This window comes from Streptomyces sp. NPDC058864, from assembly GCF_042742985.1.
GTDB lineage: Bacteria > Actinomycetota > Actinomycetes > Streptomycetales > Streptomycetaceae > Actinacidiphila.
Map to the genome: position 1 here is coordinate 47,595 of NZ_JBHYMQ010000039.1, position 14,004 is coordinate 61,598.

At 72.3% G+C, this 14,004-nt stretch carries 11 protein-coding genes and 1 pseudogene; 6 read left to right on the forward strand and 6 right to left on the reverse strand.

Going from position 1 to position 14,004, the window contains the following annotated elements:
• Window positions 1–13: 13 nt before the first annotated feature.
• Complete coding sequence (locus tag ACFW3D_RS26140) at window positions 14–214, forward strand: DUF418 domain-containing protein (protein WP_500507665.1); 201 nt, start codon at window positions 14–16, stop codon at window positions 212–214.
• A gap of 45 nt (window positions 215–259) precedes the next feature.
• Here ACFW3D_RS26140 and ACFW3D_RS26145 read toward each other — a convergent pair whose 3' ends face one another.
• The 3 genes from ACFW3D_RS26145 to ACFW3D_RS26155 form a co-directional block, all read right to left on the reverse strand.
• Window positions 260–904: a DUF305 domain-containing protein gene (locus ACFW3D_RS26145; protein ID WP_500507667.1), complete on the reverse strand. Its 645-nt coding sequence runs from the start codon at window positions 902–904 to the stop codon at window positions 260–262.
• A gap of 99 nt (window positions 905–1,003) precedes the next feature.
• The gene (locus ACFW3D_RS26150; RefSeq protein ID WP_500507669.1) at window positions 1,004–1,423 is read right to left on the reverse strand and encodes a DUF6153 family protein; all 420 of its coding nucleotides are present in this window, start codon (window positions 1,421–1,423) and stop codon (window positions 1,004–1,006) included.
• A gap of 70 nt (window positions 1,424–1,493) precedes the next feature.
• Window positions 1,494–1,823: a DUF2933 domain-containing protein gene (locus ACFW3D_RS26155; RefSeq protein WP_500507671.1), complete on the reverse strand. Its 330-nt coding sequence runs from the start codon at window positions 1,821–1,823 to the stop codon at window positions 1,494–1,496.
• An 18-nt stretch (window positions 1,824–1,841) separates the two neighbouring features.
• Here ACFW3D_RS26155 and ACFW3D_RS26160 point away from each other — a divergent pair, with 18 nt between their 5' ends.
• Complete coding sequence (locus tag ACFW3D_RS26160) at window positions 1,842–4,601, forward strand: heavy metal translocating P-type ATPase (RefSeq protein ID WP_500507673.1); 2,760 nt, start codon at window positions 1,842–1,844, stop codon at window positions 4,599–4,601.
• The gene (locus ACFW3D_RS26165) at window positions 4,598–4,852 is read left to right on the forward strand and encodes a metal-sensitive transcriptional regulator (protein ID WP_500507675.1); all 255 of its coding nucleotides are present in this window, start codon (window positions 4,598–4,600) and stop codon (window positions 4,850–4,852) included. Before ACFW3D_RS26160 ends, ACFW3D_RS26165 begins: the two co-directional genes overlap by 4 nt.
• Window positions 4,853–5,026: 174 nt before the next feature.
• On the opposite strand, the gene ACFW3D_RS26170 is transcribed toward ACFW3D_RS26165, so the two are convergent.
• Window positions 5,027–5,431: a four-helix bundle copper-binding protein gene (locus ACFW3D_RS26170; protein WP_500507677.1), complete on the reverse strand. Its 405-nt coding sequence runs from the start codon at window positions 5,429–5,431 to the stop codon at window positions 5,027–5,029.
• 520 nt (window positions 5,432–5,951) lie between these two features.
• Between ACFW3D_RS26170 and ACFW3D_RS26175 the strand changes: the two genes are divergently transcribed.
• Window positions 5,952–6,395 carry a VOC family protein gene (locus ACFW3D_RS26175; RefSeq protein WP_500507678.1) on the forward strand — a complete coding sequence of 148 codons (444 nt, stop codon included), beginning with the start codon at window positions 5,952–5,954 and terminating at the stop codon, window positions 6,393–6,395.
• A 152-nt stretch (window positions 6,396–6,547) separates the two neighbouring features.
• A pseudogene (locus ACFW3D_RS26180) lies at window positions 6,548–8,001 on the forward strand (dihydrolipoyl dehydrogenase family protein).
• A gap of 98 nt (window positions 8,002–8,099) precedes the next feature.
• Here the strand turns inward: ACFW3D_RS26180 and ACFW3D_RS26185 are convergent.
• Window positions 8,100–9,002 carry an SGNH/GDSL hydrolase family protein gene (locus tag ACFW3D_RS26185; RefSeq protein WP_500507680.1) on the reverse strand — a complete coding sequence of 301 codons (903 nt, stop codon included), beginning with the start codon at window positions 9,000–9,002 and terminating at the stop codon, window positions 8,100–8,102.
• A gap of 383 nt (window positions 9,003–9,385) precedes the next feature.
• Between ACFW3D_RS26185 and ACFW3D_RS26190 the strand changes: the two genes are divergently transcribed.
• Window positions 9,386–9,610, forward strand: coding sequence for a hypothetical protein (locus ACFW3D_RS26190; RefSeq protein ID WP_500507682.1), 225 nt, complete (start codon window positions 9,386–9,388; stop codon window positions 9,608–9,610).
• A gap of 64 nt (window positions 9,611–9,674) precedes the next feature.
• On the opposite strand, the gene ACFW3D_RS26195 is transcribed toward ACFW3D_RS26190, so the two are convergent.
• Window positions 9,675–13,862 (reverse strand): S8 family serine peptidase, encoded by a 4,188-nt coding sequence (locus ACFW3D_RS26195; protein ID WP_500507684.1) that lies wholly within the window; start codon window positions 13,860–13,862, stop codon window positions 9,675–9,677.
• Between the last annotated feature and the right edge of the window lie 142 nt (window positions 13,863–14,004).

Here is a 14,004-nt window from a genome sequence, read left to right on the forward strand (position 1 = left end):
GGAAGGGCTCTTCGTGGCGACGCGCAAAAACCTGCATCAGACCCATGGCCTGCCCGACTCCGCTGCGCGGCCGGTTCTGCTCTGCTTCGCCGCGGCCGCGATGGTTCTGGCACCGGCATGGAAGCGGATCTTCCGGCGCGGGCCGCTGGAGGTCGTGCTGCACGCGGCCACCGCGCCGGCCCGGCTGATCACGCGAGCACTGCGGCTGCACTGACGGTGCGGGGGCGGCATGAGGCCACCCCCGCACAGCGCTCTGGGATCAGCTGGTGCCGAGCATCTGCCGCATCTGCGTGATCTCCGCGGTCTGAGCCGTGACGATGTCACCGGCCATGGAGGTGGCGTCCGGGGCCGAGCCCTTCTGCTGCTCCGTCTTCGCCATGTCGATGGCACCCTCGTGGTGCTCGATCATCATGGTCAGGAACACACGGTCGAAGTCCTTGCCGGATGCGCCATCCAGCTCGTCCATGTCCTCCTGTCCCATCATCCCGGGCATGGCGGCGTGGTCGCCGTGGTCCATACCGCCCATCGCCGGCATGCCCTCCATGGCATCGGGGACCTTCGCGCCCCAGGTCTTCAGCCACCCGGACATCGTCTCGATCTCCGGGTCCTGTGCCTTCTCGATCTTCTCGGCGAGTGCCTTGACCTCGTTGGAGGCTCCGTGGGACGCCGCCATCCCGGCCATGGCGACGGCCTGGCGGTGGTGCGGGATCATCTGCTGTGCGAAGGACACATCGGCCTGGTTGTACTCGCCGACGGAGGCCGAGGCCGACACGCTGTTGCCGGGTGCGCCGTGCGTGGCTCCGGAGTGGTCATTGCCACCGCCGCAGGCGGCGAGCAGCAGACCAGTGGCGGCCGCAGCGGCGACGAGCCAGGCGCGACGGGCAAGGGAACGATTGGCGTGCATGGTTGAGGTAACTCCTGGGGTCTGCGGGGATGAAGGCATGCCTGCGCGCGGGACGGCGACCCTGTCCTGAGGGGACAGGTGCCGTTCCGCGGGGTGCCTCTAGATCCGCAGGAGTTGGAGTTCCGCCAGTGAGGGGGGAGCGCGCCCGCCGTTCGGTTCCTTGGGGGCTGCGGCCACGATGTGCTGCAACTGGGGCGATGACTCCAGGCCCGACGATGTCAGGGCCGGGGCCACCGCTGAGCCCGGTACCGCACCCGAGACACACAGCTGATCCGCGTGGGCGCCGTGATGGCCGGCCGGATCGCCGGTGTCGTGGCAGGCGTACGCGTGGCCGGGCTCCGCCGCCATCATCCGGTGATGCGCAGTGTGGGCGCCGGTGTGAGCGACGGGCGTAGCGCTGCCCGCCGCCAGGCCATGCATGCCCAGCAAGCCGAGCAGAACGGTGAGCACCAGCAACGCCGGCAGCCGCAGCGTCGGCTGCGGCTGTGACGAGGCGGAGATCGCCTTGATGCGGCTCACGGCGCCATCGTAACCAGGGACGCGCTGTGACCGGGGGCACCTTGACAAGGCCAGGCCGGGAGGAGTGCGGTCACCATTGGTGCGCGATGGGTGGCTGAGTCCTGCGCGTGCCAATGCCCCGGGGAGGGACACCTGGGGTCGACGGGTCATGGTCTCCGCTGCTCCGGCCAGTGCTGCTGCCGCGCATGCCGCGCATCATGAAGAACATCATCGGTGGGCAGACCGCCACGAGGGCCGGCCAGATGAGGCTGGTCGGCGCTGCTCCGAACCGAATCGCTTCGCCTGATTCCGGCTTCGCGGTGCGGCGGTAAAGGCGCCGGGGCCGGGTGGGACCTGCTTCCCGGGTCGAGCAGCCCCTACCCCGCAGGGGTAGCCGGGGGCAGGCTGGAAGGGTCACCACGCAGAGGGGAGATCCGCCGTGGGCGCTCTCGATCTCGTCGTCGTCATCGTCTCAGCCGTACTGATAACCGCCTTGGGCTGGTTCTTTTTCGGGCCGCGGCGCGCTCGGTCCGCTCGGCTCGAGGACGGGGTGCAGCGCGTGGAGGTGACGGTTCGCGGGGGCTACAGCCCGAACGTCATTCGCGTACGGCAGGGGATCCCAGTCGAGGTGGTCTTCGACCGTCAGGAGGCGGGGGAGTGCACCTCACGGGTGGTCTTCCCCGAGCTCAAGGTGGGCGCCGGGCTTCCCGCGCATACTCGCACCACCGTGCGGCTCAGCCCCGACAGGGCGGGCTCGTACGGCTTCGACTGCGGCATGCACATGATCCACGGGACGCTCCTGGTCGAACCCGGCAACGGCGACACGGGCGCACACGACAGCGGGACGTCCGGCGAGGTTCCCGGTTACGCGGTTCCACGGGTCCCGCCGACCGACGCCGGCGCGGCGGAGGCGGAGGCCGCGGACGCCGCGGAGCGGCAGGCGGAGATCACGGACCTGACCCGCCGTGTCGTGATCGGTGCGGTGCTCACGCTCCCGGTGCTGTTCGCGGTCATGGCGCACGAACTGTTCGGCGCCGACTGGGTGCCTGCCTGGCTGCTGAACCACTGGGTGCAGCTCGCGCTGATCACACCGGTGATGTTCTACACCGGCCGGCCCATCCACGTGACGGGCTGGCTCGCCTTGCGGCACCGCAGCGCGGACATGAACAGCCTCATCACCCTGGGCACCACGGCCGCCTACGGGTACAGCCTGCTGGTCACCTTCGCGCCGGGTGTGCTGCCCAATGAGCTTCGCGAGGTGTACTACGAAGCGGTCGGCGTCATCCTCACCTTGATCCTGCTCGGCCGGCTCCTGGAAGCCCGGGCCAAGGCCGGCACCGGCGAGGCCATCCGCGCCCTGCTGGGGCTTCAGGCGCGCACCGCTCGCGTGATCCACGACGGTGCGGAGACCGAGATCCCCGTGGAGGACGTCGCCGTGGGCGAAGAGGTGGTCATCCGGCCCGGGGAGAAGGTGCCGGTGGACGCGGTAGTGCTGTCCGGGTCCTCGGCCGTCGACGAGTCAATGGTCACGGGCGAGCCGATGCCCGCCACCAAACGGGCCGGTGACAGCGTCATCGGCGCGACGGTCAACGGCACCGGATCCCTGCGGGTACGCGCGATCAAGGTCGGCGCCGACACCATGCTCGCGCAGATCATCCGCCTCGTTCAGCAGGCCCAGGCGTCCAAGGCGCCGATCCAGCGTCTCGCCGACGCCGTCTCCGCCTATTTCGTGCCCGTCGTGATCGCCATCGCGGTCGCTGCCTTCGCGGTGTGGTTCACCGCCGGTCCGGCACCGGCACTGACCTTGGCCCTGGTGTCCGCGGTCTCGGTGCTGATCATCGCCTGCCCCTGTGCCCTGGGACTCGCCACGCCGCTGTCGGTCATGGTCGGCACTGGCAAGGGCGCCCGAGCAGGGATTCTGATCCGCTCCGCGGAGGCCCTGGAGACCGCACACAAACTGGACACCGTCGTCCTCGACAAGACCGGCACCATCACCGCAGGCGCCCCGGTCCTGACCGGGGTCCATCCTGCAGCGGGCTTCGACGAGTACTCACTGCTGGATCTGGTGGCTGCCGCCGAAACCGACAGCGAGCACCCGCTGGCCGGAGCGATCGTTGCCGGTGCACGGAAGCGCGGGCTCACTCCGCCCGCCGCCTCCGGGTTCGACTCGGTGACAGGCAAGGGTGTTCAGGCAACGGTGAACGGCCGCGCCGTCCTGGTCGGCACCGCACGGCTGCTCGGTGACGTCGGCATCGACACCCGTGATCTCGCCGATGTCGCCTCCTCGTATTCGGCGGACGGTGCCACCCCCGTCCTGGTCGCCGTCGACGGAGGGCCGGCGGGCGTTCTGGCCGTCGCCGACACGGTCAAGGAGGACTCGGCCGCGGCCATCGCCGCTCTGCGCCATCTCGGCATCGAAGTCGTCATGATCACCGGCGACAATGCCCGAACGGCCGCCGCCATCGCCGCCCAGGTCGGCATCGGTCGCGTGCTGGCCGAGGTCCTGCCCGAACACAAAGCCGACGAGATCCGCCGTCTGCAGCGCGAGGGCCGCACCGTCGGCATGGTCGGCGACGGCATCAACGACGCACCGGCGCTGGCCGCCGCCGATGTCGGCCTGGCCGTCGGCACGGGCACCGACGTCGCCATCGAAGCCGCCGACATCACCCTGATCTCCGGCTCCCTGATCGGTGTCGTCACAGCCATCCGGCTGTCCCGGGCAACCATGCGCAACATCCGCCAGAACCTGTTCTTCGCTCTGATCTACAACGCCGTCGGCATCCCCGTTGCGGCAGGCGTCCTCTACCCGCTGTGGGGCGTCCGCCTCAGCCCGATCATCGCTGCAGCAGCCATGGCCCTGTCCTCGCTGTCGGTCGTCACCAACTCCTCCCGCCTGCGCCGCTGGCATCCCACCTCGCTTCCTGCTGCCCTCACCCCGCCGGCACAGCCCCGGGTCGAGAGCGCGGCCGATCGCTTGACGGCAAGCGAGACCACCGCGGAGAAAGGCCGGCGTGAGATCACTGCCGACCCGGTGTGCGGAATGCCCGTCGACCCGGTGAACGCGGCCGAACAACGCGAGTACGAGCGGGACACCTACTACTTCTGCTCATCGCACTGCGCTGCAGCCTTCGACTCCGCACCTGATCGCTACCGCGCGCCGCAGGTTCACGGCACCCGCGAGGAAGGCCACTCGCCATGACCCGCCGAAGCAGGCGTGAACTCCCGCCCGGGTACGCGGCTCACAAGTCCGACCACATGGCTCGTCCGCACAAGGTCGACGTCCTCACCCAGATCGGCGCGGCCGGCCACGCGCTGCAAGAGGTCGTTCTGGCCCAGGTCAATGACCGCGTGCGGCACCGTGTGATCAGCGCCGCGCGTTCGGACCTGCCCACGAGCGAGGCGAAGCTCTACGAACCGAACGGGGCTTTGCGGCGGGCACTGCGACTGTGAGGGCTCACGCGCCTCCTGAAGCACTGCTGGGCACCGAAGGCGTGGTCATGAGAGGGCCTCGACTGCCAGTCGCAGACGGACAGCGAGGCCCTCGTATTCCGCGTCGCCGTAACGGCTCTCCGGATGTGCCAGATCCCTGGCGTCCTCCACGTCACATCGGTGGTTCCGGCCAGGTCAGCCGAGTGCCTGCAGCAGGTCACTGCAGGCCTGCTCGCAAGAACGGCACGCCTCGGCGCAAATGCGGCAGTGCTCCATCCCGGTGTGTCGACCGCATTCGTCCGCACAGGCTTTGCACGCGGTCGCGCATGCCTGAAGGATCGCGCGGGTGACGTTGGCGTCGTACCCGGTGTGGCGGGACAGGACGGACGCCGTGGCGGTGCAGATGTCCGCGCAGTCCATGTCGGTGCGGATGCACTTTGCGAGATCGCCCACCATGCCCTCGGAGAGGCAGGCGTCCGCGCATGCGGTACACGCTTGCGCGCAGGCGATGCACTCCTCGATGCAGCGGCTGAGCTTCTCCCGGTCGACGTTGCCAAGGTCAGCAGGGTAGGTCGCGAGCATGTCCTTGACGGTTGTCATCGGTCGGCTCCTTCCCCTGCGGGGACCGGCGGCCTGGGCGACCGCTCGTCAACGGACCCCGACACTGGGTGGATAGCCCGCCTGACCCGGCGCAAACGCACAGAAGCCGAGGTCATCCTCCCGCGCACCGAACTGCTTCCGTTTTTCGGGGACACCTCATGCATCCCGCACGCAGAGTTACCGCGAGATGGCAATTCGCCGGATATCGCCCGCTCCGTACACGGAGACGGTTACAGGGTGCCTGGCGGTGATGTCGGGGCTGCTGGTCAGCCTCTGTTGCGCGGCGGCTGGTGGCCGCCGTGCACACGGTGATGACACCGGTCGCGTATTCGGTCGACGAAAGAGTGGACGTGCCGAGATCACGATGGGGGTTAATTGACTCGTCAAGTATATTCTGGCAACCCCCACACCAACCCCCGTGGGGGGAGACTGTGCGTCACCGCCTTGACAGGTTACGTACCGCTGGGCCATGCTCATCACCAGTTAAAGCGGTGACGATTTGCAGAACTGGGAGAACGTGATGGAACTGAAGCTCGAGGTTGTGGTGCTGCCCGTGTCCGACGTGGACCGCGCGAAGGACTTCTACGCGGCGATGGGCTTCCGGCTGGACGTCGACTACGTCGGCGACGACGGATTCCGCGTCGTCCACTTCACGCCGGAGGGATCCGGGGCCTCGATCCTCTTCGGCGACGGCGTGACGACGGCCGCCCCGGGCTCCGTTCAGGGCCTCCACCTGATCGTCGAGGACATCGTGGCGGCCCGCGCCGACCTGGCGGCCCGCGGCGTCGACATCAGCGAGGTCTTCCACGACGCGGGCGGCGTCTTCCACCACGCCGGTGAGACCGCCCGGGTCGCCGGCCCGCACCCGGCACGCGTCAGCTACGGCTCCTTCGCGACCTTCACGGACCCGGACGGCAACGGCTGGGCGCTCCAGGAGGTCACGGAGCGCCTGCCGGGACGCTGATCCCGCACTCCCTCCCCGACGACCGACCCTCCCCCCGAAACCCCCGCGGTGCCGTGGATCCCCCCTCCGCGGCACCGCGGGCCCCTGACCGGGTTCCCTCCGGCCCCCCTTGGAAGCAGGTTATGAAGACCGACGAAACGACGGGTCAATCGATGAGTGGCACGTCCCGGGAATACGACGTCGTCGTCATCGGCGGCGGACCGGTGGGCGAGAACGTGGCCGACCGGACGAGCGCCGCCGGACTGGCCACGGTGCTCGTGGAGGGCGAACTGCTGGGCGGCGAGTGCTCGTTCTGGGCGTGCGAACCCAGCAAGGCACTGCTGCGGCCGGTGGTGGCACGGGCCGACGCCCGCCGCATACCCGGCCTGAAGGGCGCGGTCGGCGGACCGCTGGACGTGGCCGAGGTCCTCGCCCACCGCGACCGGCTCTCCGCGAACTGGAAGGACGACGACCAGGTGGAGTGGCTGGACTCCGTCTCCGTCGACCTGGTCCGCGGCCACGGCCGCCTGGACGGCCCCCGCCGTGTCGTCGTGGCCACGCCGGACGGCGGGACGGTCCGTCTCACGGCGCGCCACGCCGTCGTCGTCGCCACCGGAACCACCACGCGGCTCCCCGAACTGCCGGGGCTCGCCGAGGTCCGTCCGTGGACCAACCGCGAGGCGACGAGCGCCCGCGAGGCTCCCGGCCGCCTGGTGGTGGTCGGGGGCGGCGTCGTCGCCGTCGAGATGGCCACCGCGTGGCGGGCGCTCGGTTCCGAGGTGACCATGCTGGTCCGGGGGAGCGGCGGACTGCTGCCCCGTATGGAGCCGTTCGCCGGGGAGATGGTCGCCGACGCCCTGCGCGAGGCGGGTGTGGACGTACGGTTCGGCGCCTCCGTGGCAGCGGTGGCGCGCGAGGACGGCCCGGACGGTCCCGTACGCGTCACACTGGCGGACGGCGGGACGGTGGTCGCCGACGAGGTCCTCTTCGCGACCGGGCGCGCCCCCCGCACCGCGGACCTCGGCCTGGAGACGGTCGGCCTGACCCCGGGCGACTGGCTGGCCGTGGACGACACCTTCCGGGTGACGGCCGTCGCCGACGGCTGGCTGTACGCGGCGGGTGACGTCAACCACCGTGCCCTGATGACGCACCAGGGCAAGTACCAGGCCCGCATCGCGGGAGCGGTGATCGGGGCACGGGCCAAGGGCGAACCCGTCGACGACGGCCGGTGGGGAGCGCACGCCGCGACCGCGGACACCGAGGCCGTGCCGCAGGTGGTCTTCACCGACCCCGAGGTCGCGTCCGTCGGCCTGACGACCCGTGAGGCGGAGGCCGCGGGGCGGCGCGTGGACGTCGTGGACTACGACATCGGGCGCCTCGCCGGTGCCGTGCAGTACGTCGAGGACTACCGGGGCAAGGCGCGCGTCCTGATCGACCCGGACCGCGGCACGGTCGTCGGCGTCACCTTCGTCGGCCCGGGGGTGCAGGAACTGCTCTACTCGGGACCGTCGCCATCGCCGGTGAGATCCCGGTGGACCGGCTGTGGCACGCCGTCCCGGCCTTCCCGACGATCAGCGAGGTGTGGCTGCGCGTGCTGGAGACCTACCGGGACATGCGCAAGGCCTGACGCCGCGGCACACGGCAAGGGCCCGCCTCCCCGAGGGGAGGCGGGCCCTCGTCACCGCACGGCCCCGGCGCCGACCGGGGACCAGGGGTGATCCCGGGTCAGCGGTGGTGGCGGGCGATGGTGCGGAGCACCGCGCCGGCCATGGCCTCCTCGCCAAGGGCGTTGGGGTGCGCGGGTGCCGCGGGGGTCGCGGGGGCGAGGGACTCGATCCAGCGCGTGCCCGTCGGTGCGCACATGTCGTGACCGACGGTCGGGGTGTACGTGTCGACGTAACGCGCGCCGGCCTTGCGGGCCTGGGTGGCCAGCATGGCGTTGAGGGTCTTCTCCGTGTCGCGCAGGTAGCCGAAGTCACCGGCCGCGAAGGGCGTCGAAGGGCTGGTGCAGGCAGATCCGTCGTCCGGGAACAGGTCCGGGTAGCCGACCACCACGACGCGCGCGTGGGGCGAGCGCCGGTGGATGTCGCGGATGACGGTGCCGACCTTGGGAGCGGTCTGCGCGACGCGCTCCGCGAGCTGGTCGTGGCCGTCGGCGGTGAAGTGGGCCCGGCAGGGGGCTCCGGTGGGGTCGGAGGCCGTCACGCCGGCGCAGGTGGCGATGACGCTGCTGAAGCCGATGTCGTTGCCGCCGATGCTGAGCGTGACCAGGTCCGTGCCGCGTCCCAGGGCGTCGAGCTGCGCCGGGGCGCTGCCCTGGGGCGCGGTCATCTCCGCGGTGGTCGCCCCCGAGCAGCTGACGTCGGTGAGGCGGGCGTGCGTGCGCGCCGCGACGAGCGAGGGGTAGTTGCGGCTCGACCGGAGACAGGCCGCGTCGACCTGTTCGGGGATCAGCGGACCGGACGCGTAGGAGTCGCCGAGCGCGACGTGGTCCCGGCCGCCGTGACCGGCCGGCGTCGCGCCGGCGGTTCCCGCTCCGAAGCCCAGCAGCGTCACCATGCCCGTCAGGGCGGCAGCACCGAGTGCGGCCCGGCGGCGGGCGCCGGGCCGGGTCAGTGTTCTCTTCATCTGTGTCCGTTCGTCGTGGTTACGAGCCGGGCCGGGCCGCCGGGCGAGGCGGCCCCCGGCTTCGCAGCGGTCCCTGCGGCGGTGGTACGCCACGGCCGGGAGGGTATTTGCTGCGCCAAGCAAGTAGATCATCGTCCCGCTGGGGGACGCAAACCCCGAGGCCCCGCCGTGCCGCGTCGCACCCGCGCCGACGTGGCGGCCGTGTCCGGTCGTTGAGGGTGTACTCGACGATGACGGCGCCGGCGTCCGGGCCGGGCTTAGCAGGACGGCGGAGGCCCGGCAAGCCCCGCGATCACGGGGCATGACAGCGCCGTCCGTCCCCCTGTCTGCTGGTGGCGAGGCAGCACCCGAGACGACGGCCCCGCCACGACGAGGTGATCCCCATGAACACGACCGACCCCGCACAGCCCCACGGCGCGCACCGTAGGCACCGGCGCGCGCACCCGTCCCACCGGCCGCGCCCGCGGGGGCTCCTGGCCTGCGTGCGCGCGCTCTGGACCGTCGTCCGGCCGGTCGTCCGCCCGGTCGTCGGGCCGGTGTACGGCTGGGCGGTCACCGGCCCGCCGCGCGGGCGCCGTGCCGCGCGCCCGCTGACCGCACCGGCCTGAGGAGCGGCCGCACGCCGGCCGGGGCGGGGAGCGGCGCGCGCCGCTCCCCGCCCCGGACTCGCGCTCAGTACGAGAACTGGTGGATCTGTCCGTCGTACGGGCCGTACGTCCAGCCGGTGCGGGTCGCCGGGTCCAGCTGAACGGAGTTCATCAGGCCGCCGTGCACCAACTCGCCGCCGTGCCCGCCGAACTGGAACCCGCCGAGCGTCCGCAGCACGCCGCCGGTCGCCAGGTCGACGACGAGCACCTGCCCGGTGGCGTTGTTGTCCGCCACGAACGGGGTGCCCGAGCCCGTGTAGCTCGTGCCCTCCGGTGCCGCGAACGCCGCCACCGCCACCCGGTTCCGGCCGTCGACCGCCATGGCCGCGGACGGACCGCGGCGCACCGCCGGCGAATCGCCGGGCTCACCGCTCGCCACGTCGAGCGACCCCAGGACGCTCGTCGGGACGATCTTGGTGCTGATCGCGGTGGCCGACAGGTTGTACAGGGTGCCGGCCCCGTCCGACGCGAAGCCGTTGCTGCAACCGGACATGGTCCCCACCGGCGTCACGCTCCGCGTCCGCAGATCCACCCGGGGGACCTGCACCCCGCCCAGGCACAGACCCAGCGGCGCGCCCTTCGCGAGGTAGACGTCGCCGGTCGAGGAGTCGAAGTCCAGCAGGCTGTACGTCCCCCTGGGCACGCCGGGCAGGTCGGCCGGGACCGGGTCACCGGTGGTTCCGTCCCGGAGACCGACCGGCAGCACCAGATCGGTGCCGTCGCCGGTCGCGCGGAGCAGCAGCGCCCCGGCGGCCCGGGCGGCGTCGACCCGGCCGACGACGAAGCGGTAGTCGGCCGCTGCCAGCGTCGTGCGGCCCACGAGGGCGCCGGAGGCGGTGTCCCAGGTCTCCACCTGGACGTCGCCGCCCGGGGTCGCCTCGTGCACCAGCAGCGTGCGGTGCGCGGCGGGCGCCACGCCGAGGACCTCGTAGTCCGATCCGTCGCCGGGGTCGGAGGCGATGACCGCGCCGTAGCCGCCGGTCCTGGTGGAGTAGTGCCGGACCTCGGTGGCGCCGGAGAGCGTGCGCAGGGCGGCGACCGAGTCGTCGCCGGCCGCGGCGAAGGACAGCACCGTGCCGCCGTCCGGCGCGGGGCCGTCGTCGAGCTCGAGGGTGGAGATCGGGGAGGCCTGCCCGATGATCCGGTGTCCGGCGTCGAGGGCCATGACGCGTACGCCGTACACGGCGGAGGTCGGCAGGCCCAGCCGCAGCGCGTCGAGTTCCGTGGTGCCGTGTGCGGCGGGCAGGACGCGGTGGGCGCTGGACGGCGTGTCCACCCCGTCGTCGTCCAGCGCGGTGCCATTGGCGTTGGTGAACGTGTTGAGGGAGCCGTGGAGCGTCGGGGCAGGGGCGGAGAACTCCACCTGCGCGTAGCGCGCTCCCGGCACCTCGCGCACGTCGTACCGAAGCGTGAAGCGCGGGTGGGCCCGGGTGACCTGGGCGGCGTGTCCGGCCTTGCCGTCCATCCCGGACACCAGCGGCGCCTCCGGACGTTCGGCCGCGCTCGCTCCGTTGACCCGGACCGGGGCGAACTCACCGTAGGTGACGAGGGCGGGATTGCCGCCGAACCCGGACTGGGCGATGCCGATGCCGTACAGACCACCGCCCGCGGCGAACGCGTCGGCCGGGACGGTGACGGTGCCGCGGGTGCCCGTCAGGGGCTGGTGCCACGCGGCGCTGAACACCGGTGCCAGGACCGGGTTCCAGTGGCCGACGGTGGACACGACGAGCTGCGGGGCGGAGGTGCCCGCCACCCCGGTCAGGTCGTAGGAGACGGTGACCGCGTGGCCGGCCCGGACCACCGCGGGGGCCTTCGGCGCGGCGCTCTCCACGTAACGGCCGTCGCTGGGGCCGACGGTGAGGGTACGCCGCACGGTGGCCCGGATCCGGTCGCCGGTGAGCACCCGGTAGGTGACGGTGACCTCGCGGTCGGTGGCGGAGACCACGGGCAGGCCCGCTGCGTCCAGGAGTTCGGTCGGGGTCACCCGGATCGCCGGGCCGGCGGAGCGCCAGGTCCGGGAGCCCACGGTGAGGGTGTACCGGGCGGCGGCTCCCTTCGGCAGCCCGGTGACGTCCCCGGCGAAGGTGACCGGGCCCGTCAGGCCCATCCCGTTGCCGCCGGAGGCCATGTCGCCCATGTCGATGCGGTCCTGGTCGGTCGACTCCACGAACTGCCCGCCGAGTCCGCCGGTGGTGACCCGGTGCGCGACCGACAGCCGCACCGCGGTCGTGGGGCCGCCACGGTGTCCCAGGGCCTCCTCGACGGCGGCGGTGACGTCGATCTGCCGGCCGACGTCGAGGGTGCGGTCGATCTGCGCCGGGGTCGGGACCGCGCGGCCGGTCCGCCGCAGCACGTCCCGGACCTGCGCGGGCGTCAGCTCGTGCCCGGCCAGTCCCGCGGCCTGCAGCACCACGGCGGCGGCCGCCGCGATCTCGGGTGCGGACGCGGAGGTACCGCCGTTGAGGACCGGGGTGACGGACTGCGCGGCACCGCCCTGGGTGTGGACGAAGGCGACGATGTTGTCGCTGGGGGCGGAGAGGTCGACGCGGGTGCCGAAGCCGGAGGAGAAGGTGCCGAAACCGCTGATGCGGGTCTCCGCGGTCGTGGCGTCCCCGGTGCGGGTGGCCAGGGTGTCGTCCAGGGTGGTGCCGCCCGCGGCGATCGCGCCGCTGTCGGGCACCTGCGACGGTGCGGTGGAGTACGCCACGTCGTCGATGCGGGTGGCGTCGCGGTCGTTCCGTGCCCGGTCCGTGGGCGTGCTGCCGCCGTCGGGGCCGACGGCGGCGGGGGTGTACAGCCTGGTGCCGTCGTTGGAGGAGACGACCACCACGACGCCGTCCTTCTGCACGATCGAGGCGATCACCGAGCGGACGTAGGGGTCGTCCTCCAGGTAACGCCCCGGGAAGCCCTGGGCGTCGGTGCCGAAACCGAGGCTGGCGGTGATGACGTCCGGCTTGGGGGACTGGTGGGCGGCGGCGAGCAGCGCGGTCGCGATCTGGTCCATGGTCGGCTGCTGCGGGACGACGAGGCGGTAGCCGGCGCCCGGTGCCACCCCGAGCAGGTCGGTGTAGCCGTCGCCGGTGCGGTCCGGGCGCTGCCGGTCGTGGGCCAGCGGCGCCATCACGCCGAAGTCGAGCAGGACTTCACCGAGGGTGGGGTCCTGCTCCTTGGTGGCGGCGGAACCGCTCAGCGTGCCGTCCGGCGCCGCCACGTAGGCGGGGATCAGCGGCATCGACGGCAGGTCGAGGTAGCGCTGACCGTCCTTCAGCACCGTCGTCGGTCCGTTGCCCCGGACGTAGGCGTCCCCGGAGTCGGCCATCGCCTGGTCGGTCAGGTCGCCGATGGAGACGTTGGTGACGGTCCGCCCGGTGCCCGGCTGCTGCCCGTAGCGGCCCTGGAGGACGTCGAAGGCGCCGGCGGCATCCACGCCGCCGGCGTTGAGGAACGCCTGTGCCGAGGTGGCCAGGGCGAAGTTCCCGGGTATCGCGCCGGAGCCGGCCGGGTCCCCGCCGGCCCCGTGCGCCGCCGCGGACGGCAGGCTCCTCGCCTCCGCCTTCGCCTTCGCCTTCGTCTTCGCCTTCGCCTTCGCCACGGCCGCCGGGGGCAGCGTACGGCCCCCGGTGTTCATGGTGTTCACGTACCGGTTCGGCTCGGCGTGCACCACCCCCGGCGTTGAGCGGAGTTCACGCGCGACGGCGGCGGAGTCGCGGTCGGCGGTCCGTACGACGTAGGTCCGCGACAGATCGGCCGCGTCACCACCCAGGCGCTCACCGGCGGCCGACGTCAGCGCGTCGGCGGCCGGCGCCGACAGCGCGGGGAGGAGCGGCTGGATCGAGGTCGCCCCGGCCGCGCTCAGCTTCCTGTTCACGGCGGCGTCGCTGGTCCCCGCGCTCCGCGCGGCGACCCTGCTGCCCGGCAGCTTCCGGCCGGTCACCGTGGTTCCCGGTGCGAGGGTCACCAGCACCTGCCCGGGGACCACGCCCTCGCGCTGCGCGGGCGGCGTCTGCCCGGGCGAGGTGCCGCCCAGCGGCGTACGGGCGGTGAGGGACGGTACGGAGCCGGCCGTGACCGGCGACGACGAACCGGCGGACGAACCGGCGGCGGGGGAGGCGGCGGTGGCGGGGGCCGGCAGCGCCGCGACTGCGGCGGTGAGGGCCAGGAGCGCGACGGCGACGGCACCGGGCCGTCTGCCGTGCGGATGGGCACGCGACATGGAACACCTTTTCAGCGGGGCGAGGTGCTGCGGGAACACGGCGGAGCGCGCCGTCACCCACCTCGGCGCGGGGCGGCGCGCCCGTTGCTGGAAGATGTCAAGCACTACGTACGGGCCGCAAGATCGGGAGGATGGCCTCCTT

Bases quoted from the DNA above. Each gene is read 5' to 3' on its own strand.
- ACFW3D_RS26190 (WP_500507682.1), top strand. From the start codon at position 9,386: ATGAACACGACCGACCCCGCACAGCCCCACGGCGCGCACCGTAGGCAC.
- ACFW3D_RS26165 (WP_500507675.1), top strand. From the start codon at position 4,598: ATGACCCGCCGAAGCAGGCGTGAACTCCCGCCCGGGTACGCGGCTCAC.
- ACFW3D_RS26145 (WP_500507667.1), bottom strand. From the start codon at position 904: ATGCACGCCAATCGTTCCCTTGCCCGTCGCGCCTGGCTCGTCGCCGCT.
- ACFW3D_RS26195 (WP_500507684.1), bottom strand. From the start codon at position 13,862: ATGTCGCGTGCCCATCCGCACGGCAGACGGCCCGGTGCCGTCGCCGTC.
- ACFW3D_RS26170 (WP_500507677.1), bottom strand. From the start codon at position 5,431: ATGACAACCGTCAAGGACATGCTCGCGACCTACCCTGCTGACCTTGGC.
- ACFW3D_RS26185 (WP_500507680.1), bottom strand. From the start codon at position 9,002: ATGAAGAGAACACTGACCCGGCCCGGCGCCCGCCGCCGGGCCGCACTC.
- ACFW3D_RS26175 (WP_500507678.1), top strand. From the start codon at position 5,952: ATGGAACTGAAGCTCGAGGTTGTGGTGCTGCCCGTGTCCGACGTGGAC.